The organism is Sphingobacterium sp. UGAL515B_05 (assembly GCF_033097525.1).
GTDB lineage: Bacteria > Bacteroidota > Bacteroidia > Sphingobacteriales > Sphingobacteriaceae > Sphingobacterium.
Map to the genome: position 1 here is coordinate 4,107,244 of NZ_CP109907.1, position 24,135 is coordinate 4,131,378.

24 protein-coding genes are annotated in these 24,135 nt (G+C 39.1%); 12 read left to right on the forward strand and 12 right to left on the reverse strand.

The genetic code is table 11. From position 1 onward, the window contains the following. Window positions 1–65 precede the first annotated feature (65 nt). From OK025_RS16655 to eno, 6 genes are all read left to right on the forward strand, one after another. Window positions 66–635 (forward strand): adenylate kinase, encoded by a 570-nt coding sequence (locus tag OK025_RS16655; RefSeq protein WP_317665469.1) that lies wholly within the window; start codon window positions 66–68, stop codon window positions 633–635. A gap of 36 nt (window positions 636–671) precedes the next feature. Further along, window positions 672–1,670 carry a GTPase ObgE gene (gene obgE / locus OK025_RS16660; RefSeq protein ID WP_046675449.1) on the forward strand — a complete coding sequence of 333 codons (999 nt, stop codon included), beginning with the start codon at window positions 672–674 and terminating at the stop codon, window positions 1,668–1,670. A gap of 177 nt (window positions 1,671–1,847) precedes the next feature. After that, a complete protein-coding gene (locus tag OK025_RS16665) occupies window positions 1,848–2,204 on the forward strand; it encodes an NINE protein (protein WP_317665471.1) in 357 nt (118 codons plus the stop codon). After that, window positions 2,204–2,515 carry a DUF2752 domain-containing protein gene (locus OK025_RS16670; RefSeq protein ID WP_317665473.1) on the forward strand — a complete coding sequence of 104 codons (312 nt, stop codon included), beginning with the start codon at window positions 2,204–2,206 and terminating at the stop codon, window positions 2,513–2,515. Before OK025_RS16665 ends, OK025_RS16670 begins: the two co-directional genes overlap by 1 nt. A 226-nt stretch (window positions 2,516–2,741) precedes the next feature. Beyond that, window positions 2,742–3,842 (forward strand): glutamine-hydrolyzing carbamoyl-phosphate synthase small subunit, encoded by a 1,101-nt coding sequence (gene carA / locus OK025_RS16675; protein WP_075993402.1) that lies wholly within the window; start codon window positions 2,742–2,744, stop codon window positions 3,840–3,842. Window positions 3,843–4,053: 211 nt separating this feature from the next. Continuing rightward, window positions 4,054–5,349, forward strand: a complete 1,296-nt coding sequence (gene eno, locus OK025_RS16680; protein WP_317665477.1) for a phosphopyruvate hydratase — start codon at window positions 4,054–4,056, stop codon at window positions 5,347–5,349. A gap of 121 nt (window positions 5,350–5,470) precedes the next feature. Here eno and OK025_RS16685 read toward each other — a convergent pair whose 3' ends face one another. The 3 genes from OK025_RS16685 to OK025_RS16695 are packed head-to-tail and all read right to left on the reverse strand — an operon-like array spanning window position 5,471 to window position 8,198. Further along, window positions 5,471–6,358, reverse strand: coding sequence for a DUF72 domain-containing protein (locus tag OK025_RS16685; RefSeq protein WP_317665479.1), 888 nt, complete (start codon window positions 6,356–6,358; stop codon window positions 5,471–5,473). A 1-nt stretch (window position 6,359) separates the two neighbouring features. Beyond that, window positions 6,360–7,550: an MFS transporter gene (locus OK025_RS16690; RefSeq protein WP_317665481.1), complete on the reverse strand. Its 1,191-nt coding sequence runs from the start codon at window positions 7,548–7,550 to the stop codon at window positions 6,360–6,362. 6 nt (window positions 7,551–7,556) lie between these two features. Beyond that, window positions 7,557–8,198: a YceH family protein gene (locus tag OK025_RS16695; protein ID WP_317665483.1), complete on the reverse strand. Its 642-nt coding sequence runs from the start codon at window positions 8,196–8,198 to the stop codon at window positions 7,557–7,559. A 159-nt stretch (window positions 8,199–8,357) separates the two neighbouring features. On the opposite strand from OK025_RS16695, the gene OK025_RS16700 reads away from it, so the two are divergent. From OK025_RS16700 to OK025_RS16710, 3 genes are read left to right on the forward strand one after another with little or no spacing between them, the layout of a single operon-like run. Continuing rightward, window positions 8,358–9,263, forward strand: a complete 906-nt coding sequence (locus OK025_RS16700) for a histone deacetylase (protein WP_317665485.1) — start codon at window positions 8,358–8,360, stop codon at window positions 9,261–9,263. 9 nt (window positions 9,264–9,272) lie between these two features. Further along, window positions 9,273–10,331 (forward strand): nucleoid-associated protein, encoded by a 1,059-nt coding sequence (locus tag OK025_RS16705; protein WP_317665487.1) that lies wholly within the window; start codon window positions 9,273–9,275, stop codon window positions 10,329–10,331. Between the two features lie 20 nt (window positions 10,332–10,351). Then, entirely contained in the window at window positions 10,352–11,431 is a 1,080-nt protein-coding gene (locus OK025_RS16710; protein WP_317665489.1) for a DUF3810 domain-containing protein, read from the forward strand. A gap of 65 nt (window positions 11,432–11,496) precedes the next feature. On the opposite strand, the gene OK025_RS16715 is transcribed toward OK025_RS16710, so the two are convergent. Beyond that, on the reverse strand, window positions 11,497–12,135 hold the full coding sequence (locus OK025_RS16715) for a hypothetical protein (protein WP_317665491.1): 639 nt from the start codon (window positions 12,133–12,135) through the stop codon (window positions 11,497–11,499). Window positions 12,136–12,192: 57 nt separating this feature from the next. Next, entirely contained in the window at window positions 12,193–13,308 is a 1,116-nt protein-coding gene (gene lpxB / locus OK025_RS16720; RefSeq protein ID WP_317665493.1) for a lipid-A-disaccharide synthase, read from the reverse strand. Window positions 13,309–13,539: 231 nt separating this feature from the next. On the opposite strand from lpxB, the gene OK025_RS16725 reads away from it, so the two are divergent. Continuing rightward, complete coding sequence (locus OK025_RS16725) at window positions 13,540–13,845, forward strand: FtsB family cell division protein (protein ID WP_317665495.1); 306 nt, start codon at window positions 13,540–13,542, stop codon at window positions 13,843–13,845. Window positions 13,846–13,931: 86 nt separating this feature from the next. Here the strand turns inward: OK025_RS16725 and OK025_RS16730 are convergent, their stop codons facing one another. Continuing rightward, a complete protein-coding gene (locus tag OK025_RS16730; protein ID WP_317665497.1) occupies window positions 13,932–14,642 on the reverse strand; it encodes a DUF4397 domain-containing protein in 711 nt (236 codons plus the stop codon). 332 nt (window positions 14,643–14,974) lie between these two features. Between OK025_RS16730 and OK025_RS16735 the strand changes: the two genes are divergently transcribed. Then, on the forward strand, window positions 14,975–15,343 hold the full coding sequence (locus OK025_RS16735) for a YkvA family protein (protein ID WP_317665499.1): 369 nt from the start codon (window positions 14,975–14,977) through the stop codon (window positions 15,341–15,343). 54 nt (window positions 15,344–15,397) lie between these two features. Here the strand turns inward: OK025_RS16735 and purH are convergent, their stop codons facing one another. The 6 genes from purH to OK025_RS16765 all read right to left on the reverse strand — a co-directional run bounded on the left by purH (window position 15,398) and on the right by OK025_RS16765 (window position 22,472). Then, window positions 15,398–16,924: a bifunctional phosphoribosylaminoimidazolecarboxamide formyltransferase/IMP cyclohydrolase gene (gene purH, locus OK025_RS16740; RefSeq protein ID WP_317665501.1), complete on the reverse strand. Its 1,527-nt coding sequence runs from the start codon at window positions 16,922–16,924 to the stop codon at window positions 15,398–15,400. 122 nt (window positions 16,925–17,046) lie between these two features. Next, entirely contained in the window at window positions 17,047–17,685 is a 639-nt protein-coding gene (locus OK025_RS16745; protein WP_248931986.1) for a uridine kinase, read from the reverse strand. A gap of 32 nt (window positions 17,686–17,717) precedes the next feature. After that, window positions 17,718–18,641 carry a LysM peptidoglycan-binding domain-containing protein gene (locus tag OK025_RS16750; RefSeq protein WP_317665503.1) on the reverse strand — a complete coding sequence of 308 codons (924 nt, stop codon included), beginning with the start codon at window positions 18,639–18,641 and terminating at the stop codon, window positions 17,718–17,720. 11 nt (window positions 18,642–18,652) lie between these two features. Beyond that, window positions 18,653–19,408, reverse strand: coding sequence for a hypothetical protein (locus OK025_RS16755; RefSeq protein ID WP_317665504.1), 756 nt, complete (start codon window positions 19,406–19,408; stop codon window positions 18,653–18,655). A 211-nt stretch (window positions 19,409–19,619) separates the two neighbouring features. After that, on the reverse strand, window positions 19,620–21,209 hold the full coding sequence (locus OK025_RS16760; RefSeq protein ID WP_317665505.1) for a hypothetical protein: 1,590 nt from the start codon (window positions 21,207–21,209) through the stop codon (window positions 19,620–19,622). 72 nt (window positions 21,210–21,281) lie between these two features. Beyond that, window positions 21,282–22,472: a hypothetical protein gene (locus OK025_RS16765; RefSeq protein ID WP_317665506.1), complete on the reverse strand. Its 1,191-nt coding sequence runs from the start codon at window positions 22,470–22,472 to the stop codon at window positions 21,282–21,284. Between the two features lie 178 nt (window positions 22,473–22,650). Here OK025_RS16765 and proS point away from each other — a divergent pair, with 178 nt between their 5' ends. Continuing rightward, window positions 22,651–24,123, forward strand: a complete 1,473-nt coding sequence (gene proS / locus OK025_RS16770; RefSeq protein WP_317665507.1) for a proline--tRNA ligase — start codon at window positions 22,651–22,653, stop codon at window positions 24,121–24,123. Window positions 24,124–24,135 lie beyond the last annotated feature (12 nt).

The following is a 24,135-nucleotide window of genomic DNA, read 5'->3' on the forward strand; positions in this document are numbered from 1 at the left end:
AGCCTAGTCATCATCTGTGATTAGGCTTTTATTTTTTAACTCGTTTTAATTTCTTAAATAAAACTATGCTAAACCTTGTAATATTTGGCCCTCCGGGTGCAGGTAAGGGAACCCAATCTGCAAAGCTTATTGAAAAATATCAATTGGTTCATGTTTCAACTGGTGATATTTTTAGAGCACATATTAAAGGTCAAACGCCACTTGGTCAACAAGTGAGCCAGATTATTGCTGAGGGAAATTTAGTGCCAGATTCGATTACGATAGCAATGCTGGAAGAGGAAGTAAAGAAAAATCCGGATGCAAAAGGATTTATTTTTGATGGATTTCCTCGTACTGTTGCTCAAGCTGAGGCATTGGATGCTTTTTTAGAAGGTATCAATACATCAATCTCGGTCGTAATCGCACTGGATGTGAATGAGAATGAATTGAAAGCACGCATCGCTAAACGTAAGGAAATTTCTGGTCGTGCGGATGATGATGCGGATAAATTGGTGAAGCGTATTGATGAATATTTCACGAAGACGATTCATGTGTTGCCGTATTATGAGGCACAAGGTAAACTTTCTAAAGTGAATGGTATCGGTGATATCGATTCTATCTTTAAAAGTTTAACAGATATCATCGATAATTATTAATTAAGATAAGTACTTTTTAGACTGTAATAAATTGTAATGGCGCAAGGCTCGAATTTTGTTGATTATGTGAAAGTGTGTTGTCGTTCTGGACATGGTGGGGCAGGTTCGGCTCATTTGCACCGTGACAAGCACACAGCTACCGGTGGACCCGATGGTGGTGACGGCGGTCGTGGCGGGCATATTATCCTGAAAGGAACGACTAATCTCTGGACGTTACTCCATTTAAAATATCGTAAGCATATTATTGCGTCAAACGGTGAGTCTGGCGGCAGTTCTTTGCGTACGGGGGCAACTGGACGTGATGAGATCTTGGAAGTGCCGTTGGGTACGATTGCGAAGGATGCAGAGACGGGAGAGGTGCTGTTCGATATCACAGAAGACGGTGAAACCAGAATATTGGTCCCGGGAGGAAAAGGCGGGCTGGGCAACTGGCATTTTAAGTCGCCAACGCAGCAGACACCACGGTTTTCGCAACCTGGTCTTCCTGGTAAAGAACAGTGGATGATTCTCGAATTGAAGGTTCTTGCCGATGTTGGACTGGTTGGATTTCCGAATGCTGGTAAATCAACGTTGTTGTCCGTCGTTTCTGCTGCAAAACCAGAAATTGCGAATTATCCCTTTACAACACTGGTACCTAATTTGGGTATGGTGAGCTACCGGGATAACCGTTCCTTTGTTATGGCTGATATTCCGGGTATTATCGAAGGCGCTTCAGAAGGAAAGGGATTAGGGTATCGTTTCTTGCGGCATATTGAACGAAATTCTGTTCTGCTGTTTATGGTGCCAGCCGATACCGATCGGACGATCCGTGAGGAGTACGCGATTCTATTGAATGAACTGACTGCGTATAATCCTGAATTGGCCGATAAACCCAAATTGCTGGCTATTACCAAGTCTGATATGCTCGATGAGGAGCTGGAGAAGGAAATGGAGCAGGAGCTACCGGAAGATGTACCCTATATTTTCATTTCTTCGGTAACAGGTAAAAATATATTACCATTGAAAGATATGATCTGGAAAGCAATCAACTCTTAAAAGTTGAATACATAAACAGAAAAGGCGCTCCACACCGTGAAGCGCCTTTTCTGTTTATATTAAATGCTATATGTTGCTAAAAAAAGAACATTTAATAAGTTTTTTTGTTAATTTCATACGATTATTTTATTCCTGATGGAAGGCTGGTTTTTAGCCCCATTACCAAATTAAATCTAAATGAAAACAGAAAACGAAAAGTATTGCGTAGAATGCGGCAAGTTGATCAATATCAAGGCCGAGGTTTGCCCCTATTGTGGTGTACGACAACCTATTTTTTATGCGAACCAACCCTTTCAACAACAAAATAACACGTTACAGGATGATAGATGGTTGCCGGCATTGTTATTTTGCTTTTTTCTAGGCCCTTTTGGAGCGCATCGGTTCTATTTGGGGCAAATTGGTACTGCCGTTATTCAGCTGCTTACCTTAGGCGGTTGTGGTATCTGGTATTTAATTGATTTGATTATGATTCTTGTCGGAAAATATAAGGATGCAGATGGCAACTATATTAAGAGTCCTATAAACAATAATTAATGATTTATATCCTACTGAAATACCTTAAATATCATTGGATCTATTCGTTGGTATTGGGGTATTTCGGAATTGCTATAGGCTTATATCTTTTTACGGATATCCACATTCTTATTCCTTGCCTTTGGAAGGCTGCAAGTGGCTATGATTGTCCGGGATGTGGTCTTACTACCGCTTTGATTGCTTTGTTGCGCTTGGAGTTTCGAGAAGCCTGGCTAGAGAATCCATTGATTTATATGCTTGTGCCACTATTGACAGGTCTGGTTTTGAGGGATTTTACTCAATTTATGGAGCGGGAATCAATTTCGGAATAAAAAAATAAAAAATGTTTTCACTTTTAAGTGATATGTCGTAACTTTGTCTCCCGTGAAAATTAAAGTAGAGTCTTTATTGGTAGGTGCCTTAGGAAACGGTTTGTCAATCGTGATGATGCATTGTTAATTGATATTTAGCCCATTTGAGGGCTTTTTTTATATCCAATCTGGAACGCTTTAAAATTCATAAAAGTAAGGATACACATTTTATAATATTACATCGATAATGACCAACTACAGCAAATTGCCTGCAATTTTAGTTTTAGAAGATGGTACAGTTTATCACGGTAAAGCCGCTGGTAAAATTGGTACGACTACTGGGGAGATCTGTTTTAACACAGGAACAACTGGTTATCAAGAGATTTTTACAGATCCATCTTATTTTGGACAAATCATGGTAACAACCAATGCACACATTGGTAACTATGGTATTGATGAGGACGATACCGAATCAAATCAAATTCAGATTGCAGGATTAGTTTGTAAAAACTACAACATCAACTATAGCCGCAAAATGGCTGATGAATCTATCCAAAGCTACTTTGAAGAGGGTAATTTAGTTGGTATTTCTGATGTGGATACCCGTTCATTGGTGCGACATATCCGTGATAAAGGTGCGATGAATGCGATTATTTCTTCGGAGACATTGGATGTTGAGGAATTAAAGCGTCAATTGGCTGAAGTTCCTTCAATGGATGGACTTGAGCTGTCTTCAAAAGTAACAACAGCTGAGCCTTATTTCTTCGGTAATGAAAATGCTTCGTTACGTGTAGCGGTTTTGGACTTGGGCATCAAGAAAAATATCTTACGCAATTTTGAGGCTCGTGATGTATATACAAAGGTTTTTCCTGCGAAAACAACATTTGAGGAAATGGAGAAATGGAATCCGGATGGTTATTTCATTTCCAATGGTCCTGGCGATCCAGCACCGATGGATTATGCAATCGATACGGTAAAAGCTATTTTGAATGCAAATAAACCGATGTTTGGTATTTGTTTAGGTCACCAGATCTTAGCATTGGCAAATGGTATCCGCACCAGCAAATTGCATAACGGACACCGTGGTATCAATCACCCGGTGAAGAATATTATCGCTAATCGTTGTGAAATCACTTCGCAGAACCACGGTTTTGGGGTTGTGGCTGAAGATATCCAAAATTCTGAGAACGTCGAAATTACACACGTTAATTTGAACGATCAGTCTATTGAAGGTATCCGTATCAAAGGACAGAAAGCATTTTCGGTGCAATATCACCCAGAATCATCACCGGGTCCACATGACTCGCGCTATTTGTTTGATGATTTTGTAGCGATGATCAAAAACTAATTTGTACAATATTATATAAAAAACCCTTCAGATCTTGAAGGGTTTTTTATTGTGACAATAGTACCAATTATTCAGATTAATACTATTTTATTCATAATAAATAGGGGAATAAATACATTTTTTATTATATTTGGTTGTGAAAAATGTCTGTAGATAAGAGTGTGTCTTATCTACACTAAGTAATGAAAATAAATTATAGTCTAATAAAGAGATGAGTTTAATTATCGATGTTCATGCGCGTCAAATTTTGGATTCGCGCGGTAACCCTACAATCGAGGTAGATGTTACTACACAAAATGGTTTTGTTGGTCGTGCAGCTGTTCCTTCAGGTGCTTCAACAGGTATTCACGAAGCAGTTGAATTGCGCGATGGCGACAAGGCAAAATATTTGGGAAAAGGTGTTTTGAAAGCTGTTGAGAATGTAAACACTAAAATTGCAAAAGCTTTAGAAGGTGTAGATGTTTTCGAACAAAATGCCATCGATAAAATCATGATTGATTTAGACGGTAGCGAAAATAAAGGTAACTTAGGCGCAAATGCTATTTTGGGTGTTTCTTTAGCTGTTGCAAAAGCTGCTGCACAAGAGTCACGTCAGCCATTATACCGTTACATCGGCGGTGTAAATGCAAATACTTTGCCTATTCCTATGATGAATATCATTAATGGTGGTTCTCACTCTGATGCGCCTATTGCATTTCAGGAATTTATGATCATGCCTGTGGGTGCGCCTTCATTCTCTGAAGCTTTGCGTTGGGGTACTGAGGTGTTTCATACCTTGAAAAAAATCTTACATGACAGAGGTCTTTCCACTGCAGTAGGTGACGAAGGTGGTTTTGCACCAACTTTTGAAGGTACTGAAGATGCTATCGAAACTGTTTTGAAAGCGATTGAAATCGCTGGTTACAAACCAGGTCAAGATGTTTGTTTAGCATTGGATTGTGCTTCTTCTGAGTTCTACAAAGACGGTAAATACGACTATACGAAGTTTGAAGGTGATAAAGGTGCTGTACGTTCTAGTGAAGAACAAGCAAGCTATTTAGCTGAATTAACAGCTAAATACCCTATTATTTCTATTGAAGATGGTATGGCTGAAGATGATTGGGCAGGATGGAAAACATTGACTGACAAAATCGGTGACCATGTGCAATTGGTAGGTGATGATCTTTTTGTTACAAATACAAAACGTCTTCAACAAGGAATCGATACACATACAGCAAACTCAATTTTAGTAAAAGTAAATCAAATTGGTTCATTGACTGAAACAATCAATGCGGTTACTTTAGCTCAAAACTCTGGCTATACTTCTGTGATGTCGCACCGTTCGGGCGAGACTGAGGATGCAACTATTGCAGACTTAGCTGTCGCATTGAACTGTGGTCAGATCAAAACAGGTTCTGCTTCCCGTTCAGACCGTATGGCTAAATACAATCAATTGTTGCGTATCGAAGAAGAATTGGGTGGTAATGCCCGTTTCATCGGTAAAAACTTTAAATACGCTAAAAAATAAATTAAAGTTTGATTTTTAATAAAGAAAGCCGAAGTATTTTTACTTCGGCTTTTTTTGAGCACTATTTTTAGCGGCGTTTTCTTTCCCGGATATTACGAAAAAGGCAATTTTGACTATTTCTTTAGAACAAGGTGTTTGGCGTGTTCTTATTTGGATAGGTTAGATCCAAGTTGAATGTTGTATTCAGTTTTTTAATAAAATGTGTCGCCAGTAATGGTGATTCTACCTCAATATTCTGATGGATAAAGAAATATAATTTTTGCAATCCGTTTTCCCGCCATAGTTTCAGAACATCAATCCATTGATCCAGTCGATCATAGTCTGATGCATGATTTGCACCCACATACCGTACAAAAGCAATCGGCGTCGTCAGGCGCATATGAAGCATATCTCTCCGGCCAGCAGTATCGACCAGTACATTCGTTACATTTGTCTCCTCCAGGAGCGTGTATAGTTCTTTCGTGACTTCGGGTTTGGAAAACCAGTCTTTATTTCGGACTTCCAATGCCAGCGGGACTTCTTTTGGCCAGTCATGTAAGAATAGTTTTAACCGGGCCATGTCCTTTGGGTTATAATTGTCGTGCATCTGGAGAAAGGCCATTCCGAGTTTTTCATCGAAATGTACGATGGAGTCTGCAAACAGTTTCACTTTATCGCCGGTATTTAGCAGTCTGCTGAAATGACTGATGGATTGCGGTATTTTTGGAAAAAATTTAAAGGTAGCAGGTGTTTTCTTTTTCCAGGTTTCTACCTGATCTATACTGGGTGAGTTATAGAATGTAGCATTGAGTTCAATACTGTTAAACTGCGTGGAATAATAGGCAAGTTCGTCCTTTGTGCCTCGGGGATAAAATCCTTTTAGATCTTGTTTATTCCATTTTGCACAACCTACGGATACCTCAAAAGGCTTATCAATTTTGAAATGCTGTAATAAGGTTAGGGTTTCTGGTGCAGTAGGAGGAAGGGTAAAATCAATTTCCTCAGGGTGCTCTACTTGGCCGAATTTCATATTAGTTTTTTCTTAATTTATAATCAAATAATAGATGAGCCAACAATGCCAAGAGCGTATAGCATGTACCTACAAAAATAACGCCGGGCCATTGGAAGTGTTGCCATGCTTGTGCAGCAAAAAAGGTGCCTGTTGATCCGCCAATAAAATAGCTGACCATATATACGGTGTTTAGCCGGTTATTGGCGCCCAGGTTCAGCGCATAGAAGTCACTTTGATTGAGGATATGCATCGACTGTAGACCAAGGTCGATAAAAATAACGCCAAGGATCAGTCCCCAATAATAATTACCAAAGAGGGCGAATAATAACCAGCTGAATAGCATCAATAGGATCGCGTACAAGATGATTTTTGCTTTGCCTATATAAATGGTTAGTTTATTGACAAAGGCAGCGGCAAGTGCCCCACAGGCACCTACGAGACCAAAGGCTCCTGCAGTTGCGGGACCATCGAAGAAAGGGGGAGCTGCCAGGTGAAACACAAGTGTTGTAAAGAATGCGGAAAAGGCCCCAAAGCCCATGGCACCGCGAAAAGCAGCCAACTGTAATACAGGTTGTTTCCTGGCAAAGTTCCAGACCGAACGCATCAATTCCTTATAGGAGCCTTTGAAATTTGGTAATACCTCAGGTAGCTTGATTGCAATAGCAAGGGCTGTAACGACCATGATTACTGCCGCTATCCAATACATTTCGCGCCAGCCAAAGTAGGAACCAATAAACCCACTGACAACCCTAGAGAGTAATATACCGATCAGCAGACCCGACATAACCATACCTATCGCTGAAGCTTGCTTTTCTTGGCTTGCAAGTTCGGCAGCCATGGGCACAAAAACCTGTGGAATAACGGACGTGAAACCTATCAGAAAGCTGAATAGCAAGATAGATAGGATAGAAGTGGACATGGCCATGCCTACCAAAGAAAAAATAATGAAAAAGAAATCGATCAAGATCATTTTTTTTCTTTTAAACATATCCCCTAAGGGAACGATTAGTAACAGGCCAAAGGCATATCCGATCTGCGTTAACATAGCCGAATTACTGACCATGGCCTCGTCAATATGCAGGTCTTTGGCAATCAGGCCCAATAGTGGTTGATTGTAATAATTATTGGCGACAACTAAGCCCGTGGCGATGGTCATCAGCCACAAGGTTGCTTTGGATATTTCGTTTTTTGAATCTATTGTTTGCGACATGGGCAATTAATGTAATTCATCCCAGAGATCCTGAAATTGCTGTTTCAATGCTGCAACTTCCTGCTCTAATTGTGTAACGCGATCAAGTAAGACCTGGTCGTTCGAGGAGCCGCTCACCGGACCACTATTTTCATAGGCTTCCAGATTGATTTCTCCTAATAAATGGATGTAGCGGACTTCTTTATGGCCCATTTGTTTCGGTAGGGATTTAAGATAGCCTTCTTGTGCCAATTTTTCCAATTGTTCATTAATTTCGCTTAACGATTCAAACTCATAAAGTCTTCCAGAGTTTGAATTAATTTCGCCGGCGGTCATTGGTCCTCTGAGTAGCAATAAACAAACAATGGTTAATTCAGATGGAACGAGTGGAAACTGTATAGCAAAATTATGCTTATACTTCGTTACGCGAGATCCACCGCCAACAACTGTCGAAATTAAGCCCTTTTTCTTTAATATATCTAGTGTCGACACAATATCGTCTTCCGTATAATGTACGACTGGTTTTCGGGAAGTTTTTTGATTACAAGCAGCCTGTAGACTATTGATCGTCATGGGGTAATATTCTGGGGTTACTTTAGATTTTTCGATTAGTGCGCCTAGTACACGTTGTTCCATGGCAGACAATTGGGGCAAATTAGTTGTTTCCATTTATTTTTAAGAATATAAATTTATGATCGAATACAAGTAGGCTGTTATGGTGACATAACATGGGCTTGCTGTTTGTTTCTTCTCAAAGATGCCCTTTTTCTCCTATAACTCCAAAAGATCTTTTTCTTATCTTCGCATGGAGTAATAGAAGATTTTAAGGTGCTTAAGATAGCTTTTCGTCAAGAATTTGTCCACCCCGTCAAAGAGGGACATCGTTTTCCGATGCTGAAATATGAGTTGATTCCCTTGCAGTTAAAACATGAGGGGCTAGCGGATGAATCTAATTTTTTCAGTCCCGGACTCGCGAGTTTTGAAACCTGCTGTTTGGTCCATGACCCGGGATATGTAAGGCAGTTATTTGAGCTTACACTGGATCCCAAAATCATCCGTAGGATAGGTTTTCCATTAAGTCAAAGCCTTGTTGATCGGGAACGCTTTATCCTTGATGGAACAATCCAAAGTGCAAAGTATGCACTGGAATATGGTGTTGCATTTAGCATTGCCGGAGGAACACATCATGCGGGTTATGATTTTGGTGAAGGTTTCTGTTTGCTGAATGATCAAGCGACTGCCGCAGGCTACTTATTGAAGTATAAATATGCTAGCCGTATCCTCATCATTGACCTGGATGTACACCAAGGAAATGGTACTGCCCATATTTTTGAGGGGCATAATCAGGTGTTTACCTTTTCAATGCATGGTGAGAAAAACTATCCCTTTGTCAAACAGCGTTCCCATTTGGATATTGGCTTAGCAGATCAGGTTACTGATGCGGAATATCTCACTTTATTGGAACAGAGCTTAGTTGATGTATTTCGGAAATTTGAGCCTGATTTCGTTTTCTACCAGGCTGGGGTAGATATTTTGGAAACGGATAAGCTGGGCAAATTGAACTTAAGCAGCAGTACCTGTCATCGAAGAGATGAATTGGTCTTTCAAATGTGCCATAAACACAATATCCCTGTTCAAGTAAGTATGGGCGGAGGTTATTCTCCTGAAATTAAAGATATTGTCAATGCACATTGCCAGACTTTTAGAATAGCAATAGATTTATATAATTTATAAGATAAGAATATGTTTTTTCACCAAGATGCAACTTTTGAAGCGTTATCTATTCATCGCGTAGGCAATAAAGCGCAAGATGAATTTTATATTTTGTCAGATGCCCCAGTCTCTCTTGAAGGCGATGAAGTGTTACCTGGGCTCCTGATGCAGTATTTTATGAGTCCTTTTGCAAAGGTGAATGAGGTGTATCGCTTATATCATCCCAACGGAGAATTGGAGCTGAATGAGATTTTCTATTTTGTAAGGCAGTACTTTAAGGAGCAGCTTCCATTTCATGATTTCTCCCAGCAAATTTCAAAACACCTTTATGAGGTATCCAACCATCCTAAAATTAAAGCCGGCGAGGTATATGTTGTTGCGTTGAAGAATGTGCAGATCGAAGGGGAAGAACATGATGCGATTGGTATCTTCAAATCTGAGAATAAAGAGACTTATCTGAAAGTTTATCCAGAGCAAGGTGCATTTATGTTGGAGTATGAGCAGGAAGCAATTAATATCAATAAACTGGACAAGGGCTGTATTATTGTCAACGTAGAAGAAGAGGAAGGGTATAAGGTGCTGGTTCTCGATCAAACAAACCGGCAGCAGGAGGCTGTGTACTGGAAAGATGAGTTTCTGCAGCTGCGTGTGCGTAACGATAATTTCAATCAAACGGGCAATTATTTGAAAGTCTATAAAAATTTTGTTCAGGAAAAATTAGATGAGACGTTTGAATTGGAGAAAGCAGACAAGATTGATCTGATGAACAAATCCATGAACTACTTTAAGGAAAAAGAGACTTTTGTCCAGGAAGAGTTCGAGGAGGAAGTATTGGGTAATCCACAAGCAATTGCTTTATTTCAGGATTTTAAAGCCGGTTTTGAGGATGAATTTGACTCTCCATTTCAGGCAAGTTTTGAAATAGCAGATAAAGCCGTGAAAAAAATGGAATCTTCTTACAAGTCCGTTTTAAAGCTTGATAAGAACTTTCATATTTATGTTCATGGTAAACGTGAATATCTTGAGAAAGGTTACGATGAGGATAAAGGAATGAATTATTACAAGGTCTATTTTGAGAACGAAAGCTAATCGTTTTATAGTTTATTTGAATGGAAAAGCGCGATAAGATAGCTGTTTTTACGCTGGTGTTACTTCTGATTGGAATTTTTCTCTTTTCCCTGATCGAGAAAAATAGCCAATGGATTGAGGTATTTTATGCGCGTGGGTTTTACCGTTTCTATAGCCATGTGCCGAGATTTATTTTGGGTTATATTCCCTTTAGTCTTGGCGATCTATTTTATGTCGTAGTTGTTGCTTTTCTAATCTATTTAGTTGTCAAATTGATTGGAAATTTATGGAAGAGAAGATGGAAAAATTCTTTTCGTTCGGTTTTGCTCGTTATCAATTTGTTATTGGGGGTCTATTTTTTCTTTTACTTATCGTGGGGTTTAAATTACTATCGGAAGCCAATCAGTGCAAATGCCCATTTAGAGGTTGATAGTTTAAAACTTGCTGATTATCTTGTGGTTCTAAATGGATTTTTGGACAGCACAAATACGTTGCGTGAACATGTGGATCCATCGCATTGGGAAGGGAGTAAAGAAGCTATTCAAGAGGATTTGAATCAATGGGTGCAACGGGATACAGCTTTTGCAGCGTTTTTATCAAGGAGACTAATTAAGGCAAAATCGCCAATAAATAGTAAGATAGTTTCCTTTTTTGGTGTATCGGGCTATTTTAATCCTTTTACCCATGAAGCGCAGGTTAATAAAGCCATGCCGGTAACTTTTCTACCTTTTACTACGGTGCATGAACTTGCCCACCAACAGGGAATCGGTTTTGAAGATGAGGCGAATTTTATTGCTTTTGTTCGTTTACAGCAGCATCCCCAATCTTTTTACCGGTACTCGGCTTACCTTCAGACGACGCTTTATATGTTACGTGAGCTGCAGGGTATGTACCCCGATTTGGGAAAAGATTATAAAGGAAAATTAAGTGTAAATGTATTGAAAGACTTGGAAAAAGAAAAGCAGTTTTGGCGTGAATATACGGGTTGGGTCGACGATGTGATGGGATTGTTTTATAATCAATACCTGAAACATAACAATCAACAGGAAGGAATAGCACGGTACGATCGGATGACGCGATTGGTATTAGCTTATGAGCTTAAGAGAAAAGGATGTAATTAGCATATGAAATCCTAAAAAAGCCGTATTACAAAAAATAATACGGCTTTTTTAGGATCTTAAGAAGATTACTTTTGTGTTGAAATTAGTTCAAATGAACCTTCAGTTCCGGGGCTGCCCGAATAAATTTGTCCTTGCGGCAATCCTCTTAATCCAGTGGGAGCGGTTTTAATCCGATCATAGATGTTTCTCAAGTCTGTGTTTGCATTGACAGCTCGTCCACCTGCAGCTACGTCTCCATAAATATAGTTCACAGCCTTTTTGTTGGTTGTTTGAGGTTTGAGACTGCCATCTGTTAAAGTGACTTTAATTTTTCCTCCGTTCCCATTTGGAAAGGTTTTCGTGCCATTAAAAGCGTCATCTCCTTTTGCAATAATATAAAGGGAACCTAATTTTTGAAAATTAGCATTGATGTCAAAGTTGGCACCGTTATTCTTTCCATCGGTTCCATAGATGGTTGCCTTATTTCCAATTTCAGCATAACCAATCGTTAGCTTGACATTTTTCTTACCATAGAACGAAAGGGTAGCATTGTCTTTCATGATTAAAGTATCGATGTGCATGACGACGGTTGAGTCTCTATTATCGATATTTTTTTTTGCCTTTTTGCCAATTTCCAGTTTAGAAATATGTTGTGTTTCTTGTGCTTTCCCAGTGAAGGTCATTGCAAAGCAAAGAAAAAAGCCTAGAATAAATTTAAATTTCATAAAACTTTTAATTAATTGTAACTAACTAGTAGTTTGACAAATAAAAGGTCAAAGAGTTTAAATTTTAGCGAGATATTTTACAATTAATTTGGCCGTTTTCTCAGATGCGCCGGGAGAACCTAGTTTTTCTGCCAGAATATCGTAGTTTTCCATCACACTTGCACGATGGGCTTTATTATTGATAAGTTCACCTACTTCATAGGAAATATCGTATGGCGTGCAGTCGTCTTGAATCAATTCCCTCACTGATAGGAAATTATTAATTAGATTCACTAGAGAGATAAATTTAACCTTGATGACTAATTTGGCTATCCATACAGATAGTTGGTTAGCCTTATAAACGACAACCTGAGGTACCTTCAGAATACCTGTTTCAAGAGTAGCCGTCCCACTTGTAACGACTGCGGCTTCTGCGTTATGGAGAATATCGTAGGTTTGATCGAAGATCACGGGAATGTCGATGCCTTTAAAAAACTGCTTGTAATAGGCTTCGTCAAAATTGGGAGCACCGGCGATGACAAATTGATGAACAGGAAAGAAAAACGGAAGTTCGGCCATGATAGGGAGAAGCTTGGAAATTTCCATTTCCCGGCTTCCCGGTAACAGCGCGATCATGGGTTTTTCTGATAATCCATTTTGTGCTCTAAATTGGGGATTGAAATTATAGGTTGAAATCGCATCCAAAAGCGGGTTTCCAACGTAATCAACGGGCATGCGCCATTTCTTATAAAAATCTACCTCGAATGGCAAGATACAAAACATATGGTCGACAATCCGTTTTATTTTCTTTACACGACCTTGATTCCAGGCCCACACTTTTGGGGAAATATAATAGCAGGTTTTGATTCCGTGTTTTTTTGCAAAATCAGCGATTTTCAAGTTGAACCCCGGGAAATCGATCAGAATGACGGTGTCTGGTTTTTCTTTTAATAGATCATTTTTAACAAGTTTGAGATTCCTAGATATCTTTGGCAGATTTTTTAAAACTTCTATAAAGCCCATAAAAGCCATTTCTGAAGTATGTATCAATGTATTTTTTTCGGCCTCTGCTTGCATCAGATTTCCCCCGACTATTTGGAAAGTCGCATTGGGGTCTTCAATTTTTAATGCTTTAATAAGATTGGCACCATGTAAGTCCCCTGAAGTTTCACCTGCAATAAGATAGTATTTCATATGTCAACGATTTATTCTTTAATGATCATTTGGAATATCTTTTTATCGTTAAAACTGCGTTTCGTCTTAACGATGAATATTTCATTGGAATGATCGTTTTTGAACTGTTAAAGATAAGATTATTCTAGTTATATGATGACTTTGAACATATTATTCCATATCTTTAATTAAAGATGTTCAACTTTTGAAGAAAATATCCTAAGTATAAAAGCTAAATAGTATTTTTGTCTTATGCAACGATTGTGGTCTTTAATAAGAAATAAGTATTTGTTAGCCGCTTTGGCTTTTCTCGTGTGGATGTTATTTTTTGATCGAAATGACTTTGCCACGCAGTACAGTTATCAAAAGCAGAAAGCAAATCTGGAAAGTGAACGATCTTTCTATCTGAAAGAAAATGCGGCTATCATTAAAACAATTAATGATATTCGATCAAATCCGCAAGAAGTGCAACGTATCGCCCGGGAGAAATATAAGATGAAAAAAGACAATGAAGATATTTATGTGGTTACTAAAGTAGCAGCTAAAGGGAATCATTAACAGCTAAAGTTTAGTATAAAGTAAAGAATAACGGCCATCATGTTTACATGACGGCCGTTTTTATAACGTATATAGATATGGGTATTTTAATTTGCGGCTTGGGCTACTAGACCAATATATAGTGGTTTATTTTCATCATTGGCTTTGCCGATAAGGATCAATGAATAATAATAGCCTTCAACCAATTTAATGTCGCTACGTGTAGCAATTGTTTTTCCTGCTTTATCACGTGCCGTAACAGTGAATGTGCCGCTTTTTTGAGCGATAAAGCCCTGATGTGCACTTGCTGAATTTTGTGTTTCTTTTGCTCTATTTGTCCATTCTGTTGGAGAGGTCAAATCCCCTATTTTAAGGCTAACCAAATCTGTACCTTCCGCAAAATTAAAGAAGCGTAACCCAGATTCTGTATTTTTGATGTCTTTATTGATCCGATCTGTCGTGACCACCTGCACTGGTTTAGACTTTGATCCAAATAAAAAGGACGTATATATTGTACTATCTTTGACCGTTATTGTTGTATCCGTCAAGATTTTGTTATATTCTGCGGAAACTGCTATTTTACGTGCTCCTGTAAATAAACCGATTTGAGTATAACTCTTAAATCCCAATGGATAGCTGGGGTTTTGAAGTGAGCCTCCGTCCGCATAATAGATGACTGCATTGGCATCACTGTAGCCATTGACCATGGTAAACAATGCACCGGGAATTGGCTGATCATCATTATCTTTTAGGCAGCTTGTTAAAAAGAGTGCCGCTAAAGCAATAGCAATAAAATTGAATAATCTATAGTTTTTCATAACCGTGTAATATTAAAATCTATTTTTTTGTGACACACGTTGCGCTTGTGTTGTCTATTATACGGAGAAGACGCACACTTTGCTACAGCGATTTGTAAAAATAATAAAAATCTATGTTCAGACGTCGTTTTTTATTCCGATAGCCTTTGCAAGCCAATTTTTGAAGATGGTGGTTAATCGGATCGGCGGCAGATGAATATGGTTCCTAGACAAAATTTAATCAGTCTGAGGGAAAGAATTTGCTCATGTTGCGATTTACAATTCGATTTTGACCCGAGTTTTGTTTAGCGCGAGGATTTGGATTGTTAAACTAGTAATCCTAATTTTGAGGTATGAACAATAGAATCAAAAGAATTGCGAAGGGAATGTTTGAGCAGTTTAGGCATCGTAAAATTACGGAATCTGAATTTGTACAGGCGGAGGCAAAAGCGAGGAATCTAGGGAGCTATATGGACGACTTCAACGTATTAATTGCAATGTGTAAGGACACAATTACGGGGAAGTATAAAATGGATAGATGGAATTTATCGATTATTATTGGAACGATACTTTATGTGGTTTCGCCGATTGATGCGATTCCTGATTTTATTCTCGTGGGCGGGTGGATCGATGATGTGGCTATTGTTGGTTATGCGATTCGCAAACTTAGCGCGGAGATGGAACAGTATAAGCGTTCAAAGTTTCCTGTAGAAGCGAGATAAATAAAAAAAGCTACTTTTCTAAAGTAGCTTTTTTTATTTATTATTGAAGTTCAACTAGTGCTTAAAGTGTCTAACACCCGTTGTTACCATGGAGATTCCTTTTTCATTGGCCATATCAATTGACAATTGATCTTTGATTGAACCACCGGGTTGCAATACCGCCGCGATACCAGCTTCTGAAGCAATTTCCACACAATCAGGGAAAGGGAAGAAGGCATCCGATGCCATCGCACAGCCTTTAAGGTCAAAACCGAAAGAAATGGCCTTCTCAATAGCTTGTTTCAATGCATCTACACGTGAAGTTTGCCCTACACCTGAAGCTAACAAAGTGCCATTTTTAGCAAATACGATTGTATTTGACTTGGTGTGTTTTACAATTTTGTTCGCAAAATAAAGATCCTCCAGTTGTTCTGCAGTTGGCTGTACTTGTGTTACTGTAACCATTTGTTCAGGTCCTTCAATCGTATTGTCTTTATCTTGAAGAATGACGCCGTTCAATAGAGTTTTGAACTGTTGTACTGGCAATGTAACCTCTTTACGAACCAAAATAATTCTGTTTTTCTTTGCGGTAAGTATAGCGATCGCTTCTTCAGAATAAGAAGGTGCAATCAACACCTCGAAGAATAATTTATTGATCTCTTCAGCTGTTGCAGCATCAACTTGGCCATTCGTTATTAAAACTCCACCGAAAGCTGAAACAGGATCACATGCTAAAGCATCTAACCAAGCTTGTTTGATTGTTGAACGGGAGGCAACTCCACAAGCATTCGTATGTTTTAAGATCGCGAATGTAGGTTCTGTGAACTCATCAATCAAAGCAACGGCAGCATCAACGTCAACCAAATTGTTGTAAGATAACTCTTTACCGTTTAATTTATCAAACATCTTATCTAAATCGCCGAAGAAAACACCTTTTTGGTGTGGGTTTTCACCGTAGCGCAACACCTGCGCTTTTTGCTCAGATTGTTTAAAAACCTGAAGCGGATTTTCTTGATTGAAATAGTTGAAGATTGCTGTATCGTAATGCGAGGATGTATTGAATGCACGTTTAGCAAATTCTTTACGTTGTTCCAATGAGGTATTACCTTCTTGGTTTGCTAGTATTTCCTCCAATTCTTTGTAATCATTTTTGGATGAGATAATAACGACATCGTTAAAGTTTTTAGCGGCAGCGCGGATCAATGAAATTCCACCGATATCTATTTTCTCGATAATATCTTTTTCCGATGCACCGGAAGCAACAGTTTCTTCAAAAGGGTACAAATCCACAATAACCAAATCGATCTCAGGTATTTCATACTGAGCAAGCTGTTGTTGATCCGACTCAAGTGGGCGACGCGCCAAAATACCGCCAAATACTTTTGGATGCAATGTTTTTACACGCCCTCCTAAAATAGAAGGGTAGCTGGTGAGGTCTTCAACTGGAACAACATCTATCCCTAAATCTTTGATAAATGTTTCTGTTCCGCCAGTGGAATAGAAAGTAACACCGTATTTGTTTAATAATTCAACTAAAGGAGCAAGGCCGTCTTTATAATAGACTGAAACCAATGCATTTTTAATCTTTACAGGATGGTTCATTATGATGGATTTGTTTCGTGGCGCAAAGATAGGTATTTAAAATCTTGATACCAATAAATCAAGTACTTTAAATAGAAAGGAGAATCTGTTTACGAGATTCTCCTTTCTACATTGTTTTAATTTTATACCAAATTGAGCTTTAATTTTAGCTCTTCAGAAATTTGGTTGGTGATATCCCAGATTGGTTCTGGTTCATCGGTATTATTAAATATAACCTGATCGCAAGTATCCCGGTAGGGAAGTAGGAATTCGTTGTAGGAAGGCAGCACATGGTTTACCCATTTGTACATAACATCATCTTCAAAGTAGCCACGTTCAACCAGATCACGGTGTAGACGTCGTCTTAATGCGATATCCTGATCTGCGCTTAAAAATATCTTATGATTGATTAAATTATTAATTTCCGTATAATAGAAAATGAATAGGCCCTCAATAATTAAAATGGGTGCCGGTTTAATCTCTAGTATCTTGGGGGTTAATGCCGGGTTGTTAAATGTATACTCTTCTTTATGTATTGTCTCACCGTTAAAGAGTGCCTTGATATCTTTATAAAAAGCATCTCTGTCGATTGATGTCGGAATATCGAAGTTATACAGCCTATTTTCCTCCTGGGTTTTAGTATTTGCAGGGATGTAATAATCATCTTGGGAAATTAAGGTTACCTCATTAGGCTTAAAATGTTTTAAAAAACTATTTAAAAAAAAAGTCTTTCCAGAGCCACTACTTCCGGCAATACCTATGACATACGGTTTGTTATTCATTCTTACTATGCTATAAAAGCTATTTTATTCTGTTAATTTTCTAGCGGTAATCCATACGCAATTTCGACCTGGAAGCGTTTATCAAGTGCGCCTATGCTTGCGGCAGCAGACTTTGACAACACAACAATTGCATTTTGGTTTTCGGCATTATCATTAAATTTACCGACCACTTTTGCGTAAGTAACACTTTTGGTCATTGGGTTGGTAATTTTTAGAATAGTACCTACTGGAGCGCTCTTATGAAGAGCAAGGTTGCTTGTACCCTGGGATGAAAGTCCATCAATCCACACACCAATACCACGTTCGGACTTTTCGCGTATTCCGTAGCGGTTTGTTGAAATTTGATTTTCTTCTTTATCGTCAACGTCTGTCGAATCAGGCGTTACAATTTCGATTCCTTTAGGTTCAACTAATTTTGGTCGTTCTGGAGGTAGGGGCTGATTGGGGATCATGAGCTTCATTCCACCGCCAATAACGTTATTTTTTAAGTTGTTTGCTTTTTTAATATCTTCAACAGAAATACTGAATCTTTTAGATATGGCATAAAGTGTCTCTTTCTCTCCAACGATATACTCCGTAAAACCTTCTTGCTGTTGCGGATTACGCGGGTTTTGCACTGTCGTATTTCCACGGTCGTTGCTTACTGTTGATTTCGCTTTTCGACCTGTCGGAATCTTCACAATTTGCCCCAGGCTTAATGTTCCATTACCATTTATTTGGGTCAATTGGCCCACCGTTGTTTTATACTTTTTACTTAACTGGTAATAATTGTCGCCTTTTTCAATTTTGAACAACACGTATTCTTCACCATTGATAGCTTCAGTTCCTACTGAATCAGGGATAAAATCAGTACGTAAAGAGGTTGAATTCTTTGCTTCAACTTGTTGGATAGCTAATATCGCGATGGATAGAATAGCTATCTTTTTATATGTTTTTAATTCGAATAAAACTTTCATATATTTTGCAATTATACTAAATACGAAACAAACTCCCGTTTATTATCTGTCAAAAGGAATATTTGTTCGTGAATAAGAAAATAAATGTTGAAGAGCTTTAGTTCCAGCTCGGAAACTGCAATAATAGACTCTGTCAATTTTTCTCTTGTGGATTGCACTAGCCTGATTTGATAACGATTGTTTCTGTCTTTTTCATAGAAAGCCCAAATAAAGTAGTCATTCACCGTATTTATCCAGATTTCACCATCAATTGGGAAGTCCTTTAAAAAAAGGGGAATTTCACCATTGTAGATAATAGGATAGACGAGCGCGCTGGCATAAGGTTTAAAGGGAATTTCATTTTTGCTTTCAATCGACATCGATTGGAGGTTCAAAAATAACTGGAAGCCTTCTGCTATTACTTTTGGTCTAATAAGCACACCCTGGTCAACTATACCGATGAATATGTAGTTGAACCAGGTTTCTTGAAGTTGTGGATTGTAGCAATCGATTACCTGTATGCCTGCGTCGATAGGTGAATTATTGGCAATCTTCTTAAGTATTAATCTTTTGCATTGAATTCCAGCTAGAACCCACTCTTTGGCTATTGCCTTGAAGTCTTGTAATACGTAAGTTCCTTCAAAAGTGACTACATTAAAATAGGGCAGGGTATCGTCTGGGTTTCTGGTCTCCACAGCGATCAATTTATTCTCCGCATCGATTTCTATCCGCCAAATGGGGTATGTAAAAATGAAATTGAATGCTTTTGAAATTGTGTGATTTGCCATGTAATTTTCAATCCAAGGGGACAAACTTAGATAAAGTTGGCTTTACATACAAGTATAATTATGAGATAAGTCGGTTTAAGCAGAATTTTTCAATATGGGAAGGGAATTTTGGCGACGTGATCTTCAGATATTGGTTTTTATCATTCGCCTTGATCTGGCTGACTGTGATAAACGGAGAACGTCCAGGCTTGCTGGACGTTCTTTTAAATAATTAAAACTTGGAACCGATGGTCAAAATGACACTCGTTCTTTGATTTTTGATATCTGCTAGTGGGCTGGATGATTTCCAGTGAGCCTCATCAATAATATATGGGCTTTCTTTAAAATTTACGGCATTATAAGCACCTGTTAAATCGATGTACATACCGCGACCAAGTTTAGCTCCAACACCTAGTGAAGCTGTATAGTCTGTATAATCAGCATTTTTGTAAGGATTACCTTTGTAGTTGAAACCGGCTCTTCCACTAAATACATTATTTAATAGAACTTCACCACCGATTCTTGCATTAATTGCACCTTGGTAAGTATTTTTGATACTTTGATTCATTCTATCTTCTTGCATTTGGTTGTAACCGCCAGCATCTTTATAGCGAATCGCAGCATAATCTACCCACTCCACATCGGCTGTAATCAAACCTTTTGAAAATAATTGGCTAGCCCCTAAGGAAAGGCGGTAGGGAGTATTCATGTTATATTCCCATGAACTATTACCTATTTTGTCGTTTGTTACGAATTGAGCACGGGCTTCATTTGCATTGGGCAAAAAGTAATTAATTTTAGTATAATTTTCGGAATCATCCTTGATATTCATAAAGGTCGGTGACTTGGCAGTGAACCCCATACTAAAAGTAGGCGTAAACTTATAGATCATACCTAATTTAAAATCAATTCCTGTGCCATCCGTAATCTGATTATAGGTTTCAAATAGCTCGTAATCGTTGTCGAGATATTGATACTCAGGGTTTTTTGGGTTTAAAAACACAGACTTGCTATTGTAATCCTTTAATTGTGCTTCGGTCATTGTTTGACCATATTCAGTGAATACGTTAGACGTATTATAGTGGAAGCTGGTGAAACCTAGGGATGCACCTAAGTAAAGCTTGTTGCTATAATTTGCTCCAAAAGACAATACAGATTCCGATTTACTGCCTTTTTCATAAATAGAATTGACTTGTTCGTTCCCAGGATATGATCCCATCTTTTTACCGATGGCAATCGGATAGAAATCCTTTGAATTATTTGGGTCGTCATCAACCATAAATGAATTTTGATAGAAATCCTGTCCCCAACCTCCGGCATTGCCTTCAGTTGCTAAACGATCGGCAAAGGAATGGGTAATGGAATTGTCTGTATTCACTCCTCTATATTCTAGACGGTTATCATATACATAGTTTCTGTTATAGGCGATACCGACGTTGAAATTTAACCAGCCTCGATCGAGGTTGCCACCATTGCGGTAAGTCGGCAGGTGAAAAACAATTCCGGCATTGTCTAAATTGAAATTATTCTTACTGCTGTTCGAATTCTGACCGAAATAGTCTGTTTTATTTTTATTGTTAAGGTATCTGGCTGTTACGGATATATCAGACTGATTGAAGTAGCCCAAACCTGCAGGGTTACTCGTAATTGAACTAATATCTCCACCTAATGCGGTAGATGCATTTCCCATGGCTTTAAAACGAGCTGTTCCGCCATTGTCCCCTTGGGAAAATAAAAGTACATCTTTCGTATATTGCGCTTGAGTAGTCCCTGCTGCACCTAAAATGAATGCAGTTCCAAAAAGTAATTTTTTGATTGTCATATGCTAAAATGTCGTCAATACTAAATTAGTAGCATACAAGAAATTGTATGCTACTATTTAAAATGCTTTTAACTATCGAGTACGTCCTCCACCTGATCTTGAGCTACCGCCTCCAGAGAAGCCTCCTCCCGAAGATCTAGAACTACCACCTCCAGAGAAACCACCACTGGAGCGGGATGATGAACCACTATCATAGCTTCTTGTTGGTGGAGTATATGATGGTCTCGACGTTGAGCTTGGGTTGCTGGAACGTGTTTCCATCGAACGGCTCATCGGACGAGATACCTCACCTGAGCTGTTTCGTGATCTGGAATCATTATTATAATATCCACTAGAGGTGCTACGTGTGTTGTTTGGATAAGAACCATTGACTCTGTCCGATGTTCTTGAACGTGTACCGTCTGAATAAGCTCTATTCGATACACCATCCGATGTTCTTGTTCTACCGTTTGATCGATCATAAGAAGAACCCCGTGTTACAGAACCGTCAGAAGTTCTTGACCTGTTGGAAACAGAGGTAATGCGGCCTCTTGAATCGCGAGCTACCCCAGTACGATCGTACCCCCCAGAATTTCGGGCAACACCATTACGGTCATATCCTCCTGCTGTGCGGGATCTTGATGATGAACTACGTGTGTTATAGTTGTCTCTGTATACAGACCTATTCGAAGCATAACGTGGTCTTGAGTTACCCCAGTAACCACCACCCCAGTAGCCGTTTCCATACCAACCAGATCCCCAGTAGCCACCGCCGTACCAGCCACCCCAAGGTCTGTAACCGCCATACCATGGAGATCCCCAGCCCCAGCTAGAACCCCATCCCCATCCGAGGCCGATAGACCAAGATGAACCCCATCCAGAGTTCCATCCCCATCCCATTCCGAACGATGGGCCGTATCCGTACCAACCGCCGAAACCATAACCATACCATGGATCAAAAAATGGGTCGAAATACGTCATGCCCGGACTAGCGTAATAGAAACGGTTGATACGATTGGCATATTCAAGATCTTCATAGGAATCACTGTTGTAATCCTGATCAGAATACTCATCATCATAGTAACCGCCTTGTGCCTGTCCATTTGGTTGGGACTGATCTACATCTGTGTAATAATAGTCTGGGCTTTGGTAAACTTTTTGTCTCGCTTGCCCGTTATTGCCATAGACATCGTCGCCATAGATTTGCCTACTCGTACCGCAGGAACCCAGCATGAACGCTCCTGTTATGGCAAGTGCTCCGATAAATAATCTATTTTTTTTCATAATATCCTAAATCGTTATTTTCGATTATACAGCCTTATTTACTATCTTAGACGCAAATTTCTCAAGGGGGTTTAATCGAAGTAATCAAAAATACAAATATTTTTTATTGAACGCTTTTCGTATTAGAATTACAGACGAGATTTAACGTAATAATGTTACAATAATTTATCAATTTCATATGAGTAAAGGAATAACAAGTCGTGCTGAAGATTATTCACAATGGTATAACGAGCTTGTGATTAAAGCTGATCTAGCTGAAAATTCAGCTGTACGAGGCTGTATGGTGATCAAACCATACGGATACGCTATCTGGGAAAGGATGCAGGCAATCTTAGATAAGAGATTTAAAGAAACAGGTCATAGCAACGCTTATTTCCCTTTATTCATTCCCAAGTCGTTTTTTTCTAAAGAGGCGGCGCATGTGGAAGGTTTTGCTACCGAATGTGCGGTGGTAACACATTATCGATTAAAAAACGACGGTACAGGTAAGATCGTAGTGGATGAAGAGGCGAAGTTGGAGGAAGAGTTGATCGTACGCCCGACTTCGGAAACGATTATATGGAATACCTATCGTGGATGGATTGAATCTTATCGTGACCTCCCAATTTTGGTCAATCAATGGGCGAACGTTGTACGTTGGGAAATGCGGACACGTCTTTTCTTACGTACAGCTGAGTTTTTATGGCAAGAAGGGCATACGGCGCATGCAACAAGTGAAGAGGCTATTGCCGAAACTGAGCGTATGCTTGATGTCTATGCCGAATTTGCTGAAAATATTTTGGCAGTGCCTGTCGTACGTGGTAGAAAAACCGAAAACGAACGTTTTGCGGGAGCGTTGGATACCTATTGTATCGAGGCTTTGATGCAAGATGGAAAAGCACTGCAAGCAGGGACGTCGCATTTTCTTGGCCAAAATTTCGCAAAAGCATTTGACGTAAAATTTACCTCTAAAGAAGGTAAGTTGGAGCATGTGTGGGCAACTTCCTGGGGTGTTTCTACTCGTCTGATGGGGGCATTGATTATGGCGCACTCGGATGACCAAGGATTGGTATTACCACCAAAATTGGCTCCAATTCAGGTTGTCATAGTTCCAATTTTTAAGACTGAAGAAGAAAAAGCACAAATTGATGTATTTGTGAATCAGTTAACAAATGAATTGAGGGGGAAAGATATCTCGGTGAAATATGACGATCGGGATACTCAGCGTCCGGGCTTTAAATTTGCAGAGTGGGAATTAAAGGGCGTTCCTGTTCGTGTGGCTGTTGGAGCAAGAGATATGCAAAATGGTACTGTTGAATTGGCGCGTCGTGATACCCAAACGAAGGAGACGGTTGCTCAGGAGGGACTGGCTGGTACGATTGTACAGTTGCTAGATACCATACAAGAAAATATATACCAAAAAGCATTAGATTTCAGAACCTCTCATTACACTGAGGTGAATTCTTATGATGAGTTTAAAGAAGTGTTGGAAGGTAAAGGTGGGTTTATTTCCTGTCATTGGGACGGAACAACCGAAACGGAGAAACGTGTAAAAGAAGAAACTAAGGCGACAATCCGCTGTATTCCTTTGGATGCGAAGGAAGAGGATGGTATTTGTATCTTTACTGGAAAGCCTTCTAAACGCCGTGTACTGTTTGCAAAAGCCTATTAATCGTTTTGTCCT

Excerpts from the sequence above, each read along its gene's own strand:
- OK025_RS16655 (WP_317665469.1), top strand. The coding sequence starts at position 66 with ATGCTAAACCTTGTAATATTTGGCCCTCCGGGTGCAGGTAAGGGAACC.
- obgE (WP_046675449.1), top strand. The coding sequence starts at position 672 with ATGGCGCAAGGCTCGAATTTTGTTGATTATGTGAAAGTGTGTTGTCGT.
- OK025_RS16665 (WP_317665471.1), top strand. The coding sequence starts at position 1,848 with ATGAAAACAGAAAACGAAAAGTATTGCGTAGAATGCGGCAAGTTGATC.
- OK025_RS16670 (WP_317665473.1), top strand. The coding sequence starts at position 2,204 with ATGATTTATATCCTACTGAAATACCTTAAATATCATTGGATCTATTCG.
- carA (WP_075993402.1), top strand. The coding sequence starts at position 2,742 with ATGACCAACTACAGCAAATTGCCTGCAATTTTAGTTTTAGAAGATGGT.
- eno (WP_317665477.1), top strand. The coding sequence starts at position 4,054 with ATGAGTTTAATTATCGATGTTCATGCGCGTCAAATTTTGGATTCGCGC.
- OK025_RS16685 (WP_317665479.1), bottom strand. The coding sequence starts at position 6,358 with ATGAAATTCGGCCAAGTAGAGCACCCTGAGGAAATTGATTTTACCCTT.
- OK025_RS16690 (WP_317665481.1), bottom strand. The coding sequence starts at position 7,550 with ATGTCGCAAACAATAGATTCAAAAAACGAAATATCCAAAGCAACCTTG.
- OK025_RS16695 (WP_317665483.1), bottom strand. The coding sequence starts at position 8,198 with ATGGAAACAACTAATTTGCCCCAATTGTCTGCCATGGAACAACGTGTA.
- OK025_RS16705 (WP_317665487.1), top strand. The coding sequence starts at position 9,273 with ATGTTTTTTCACCAAGATGCAACTTTTGAAGCGTTATCTATTCATCGC.
- OK025_RS16710 (WP_317665489.1), top strand. The coding sequence starts at position 10,352 with ATGGAAAAGCGCGATAAGATAGCTGTTTTTACGCTGGTGTTACTTCTG.
- OK025_RS16715 (WP_317665491.1), bottom strand. The coding sequence starts at position 12,135 with ATGAAATTTAAATTTATTCTAGGCTTTTTTCTTTGCTTTGCAATGACC.
- lpxB (WP_317665493.1), bottom strand. The coding sequence starts at position 13,308 with ATGAAATACTATCTTATTGCAGGTGAAACTTCAGGGGACTTACATGGT.
- OK025_RS16725 (WP_317665495.1), top strand. The coding sequence starts at position 13,540 with ATGCAACGATTGTGGTCTTTAATAAGAAATAAGTATTTGTTAGCCGCT.
- OK025_RS16730 (WP_317665497.1), bottom strand. The coding sequence starts at position 14,642 with ATGAAAAACTATAGATTATTCAATTTTATTGCTATTGCTTTAGCGGCA.
- OK025_RS16735 (WP_317665499.1), top strand. The coding sequence starts at position 14,975 with ATGAACAATAGAATCAAAAGAATTGCGAAGGGAATGTTTGAGCAGTTT.
- purH (WP_317665501.1), bottom strand. The coding sequence starts at position 16,924 with ATGAACCATCCTGTAAAGATTAAAAATGCATTGGTTTCAGTCTATTAT.
- OK025_RS16745 (WP_248931986.1), bottom strand. The coding sequence starts at position 17,685 with ATGAATAACAAACCGTATGTCATAGGTATTGCCGGAAGTAGTGGCTCT.
- OK025_RS16750 (WP_317665503.1), bottom strand. The coding sequence starts at position 18,641 with ATGAAAGTTTTATTCGAATTAAAAACATATAAAAAGATAGCTATTCTA.
- OK025_RS16755 (WP_317665504.1), bottom strand. The coding sequence starts at position 19,408 with ATGGCAAATCACACAATTTCAAAAGCATTCAATTTCATTTTTACATAC.
- OK025_RS16760 (WP_317665505.1), bottom strand. The coding sequence starts at position 21,209 with ATGACAATCAAAAAATTACTTTTTGGAACTGCATTCATTTTAGGTGCA.
- OK025_RS16765 (WP_317665506.1), bottom strand. The coding sequence starts at position 22,472 with ATGAAAAAAAATAGATTATTTATCGGAGCACTTGCCATAACAGGAGCG.
- proS (WP_317665507.1), top strand. The coding sequence starts at position 22,651 with ATGAGTAAAGGAATAACAAGTCGTGCTGAAGATTATTCACAATGGTAT.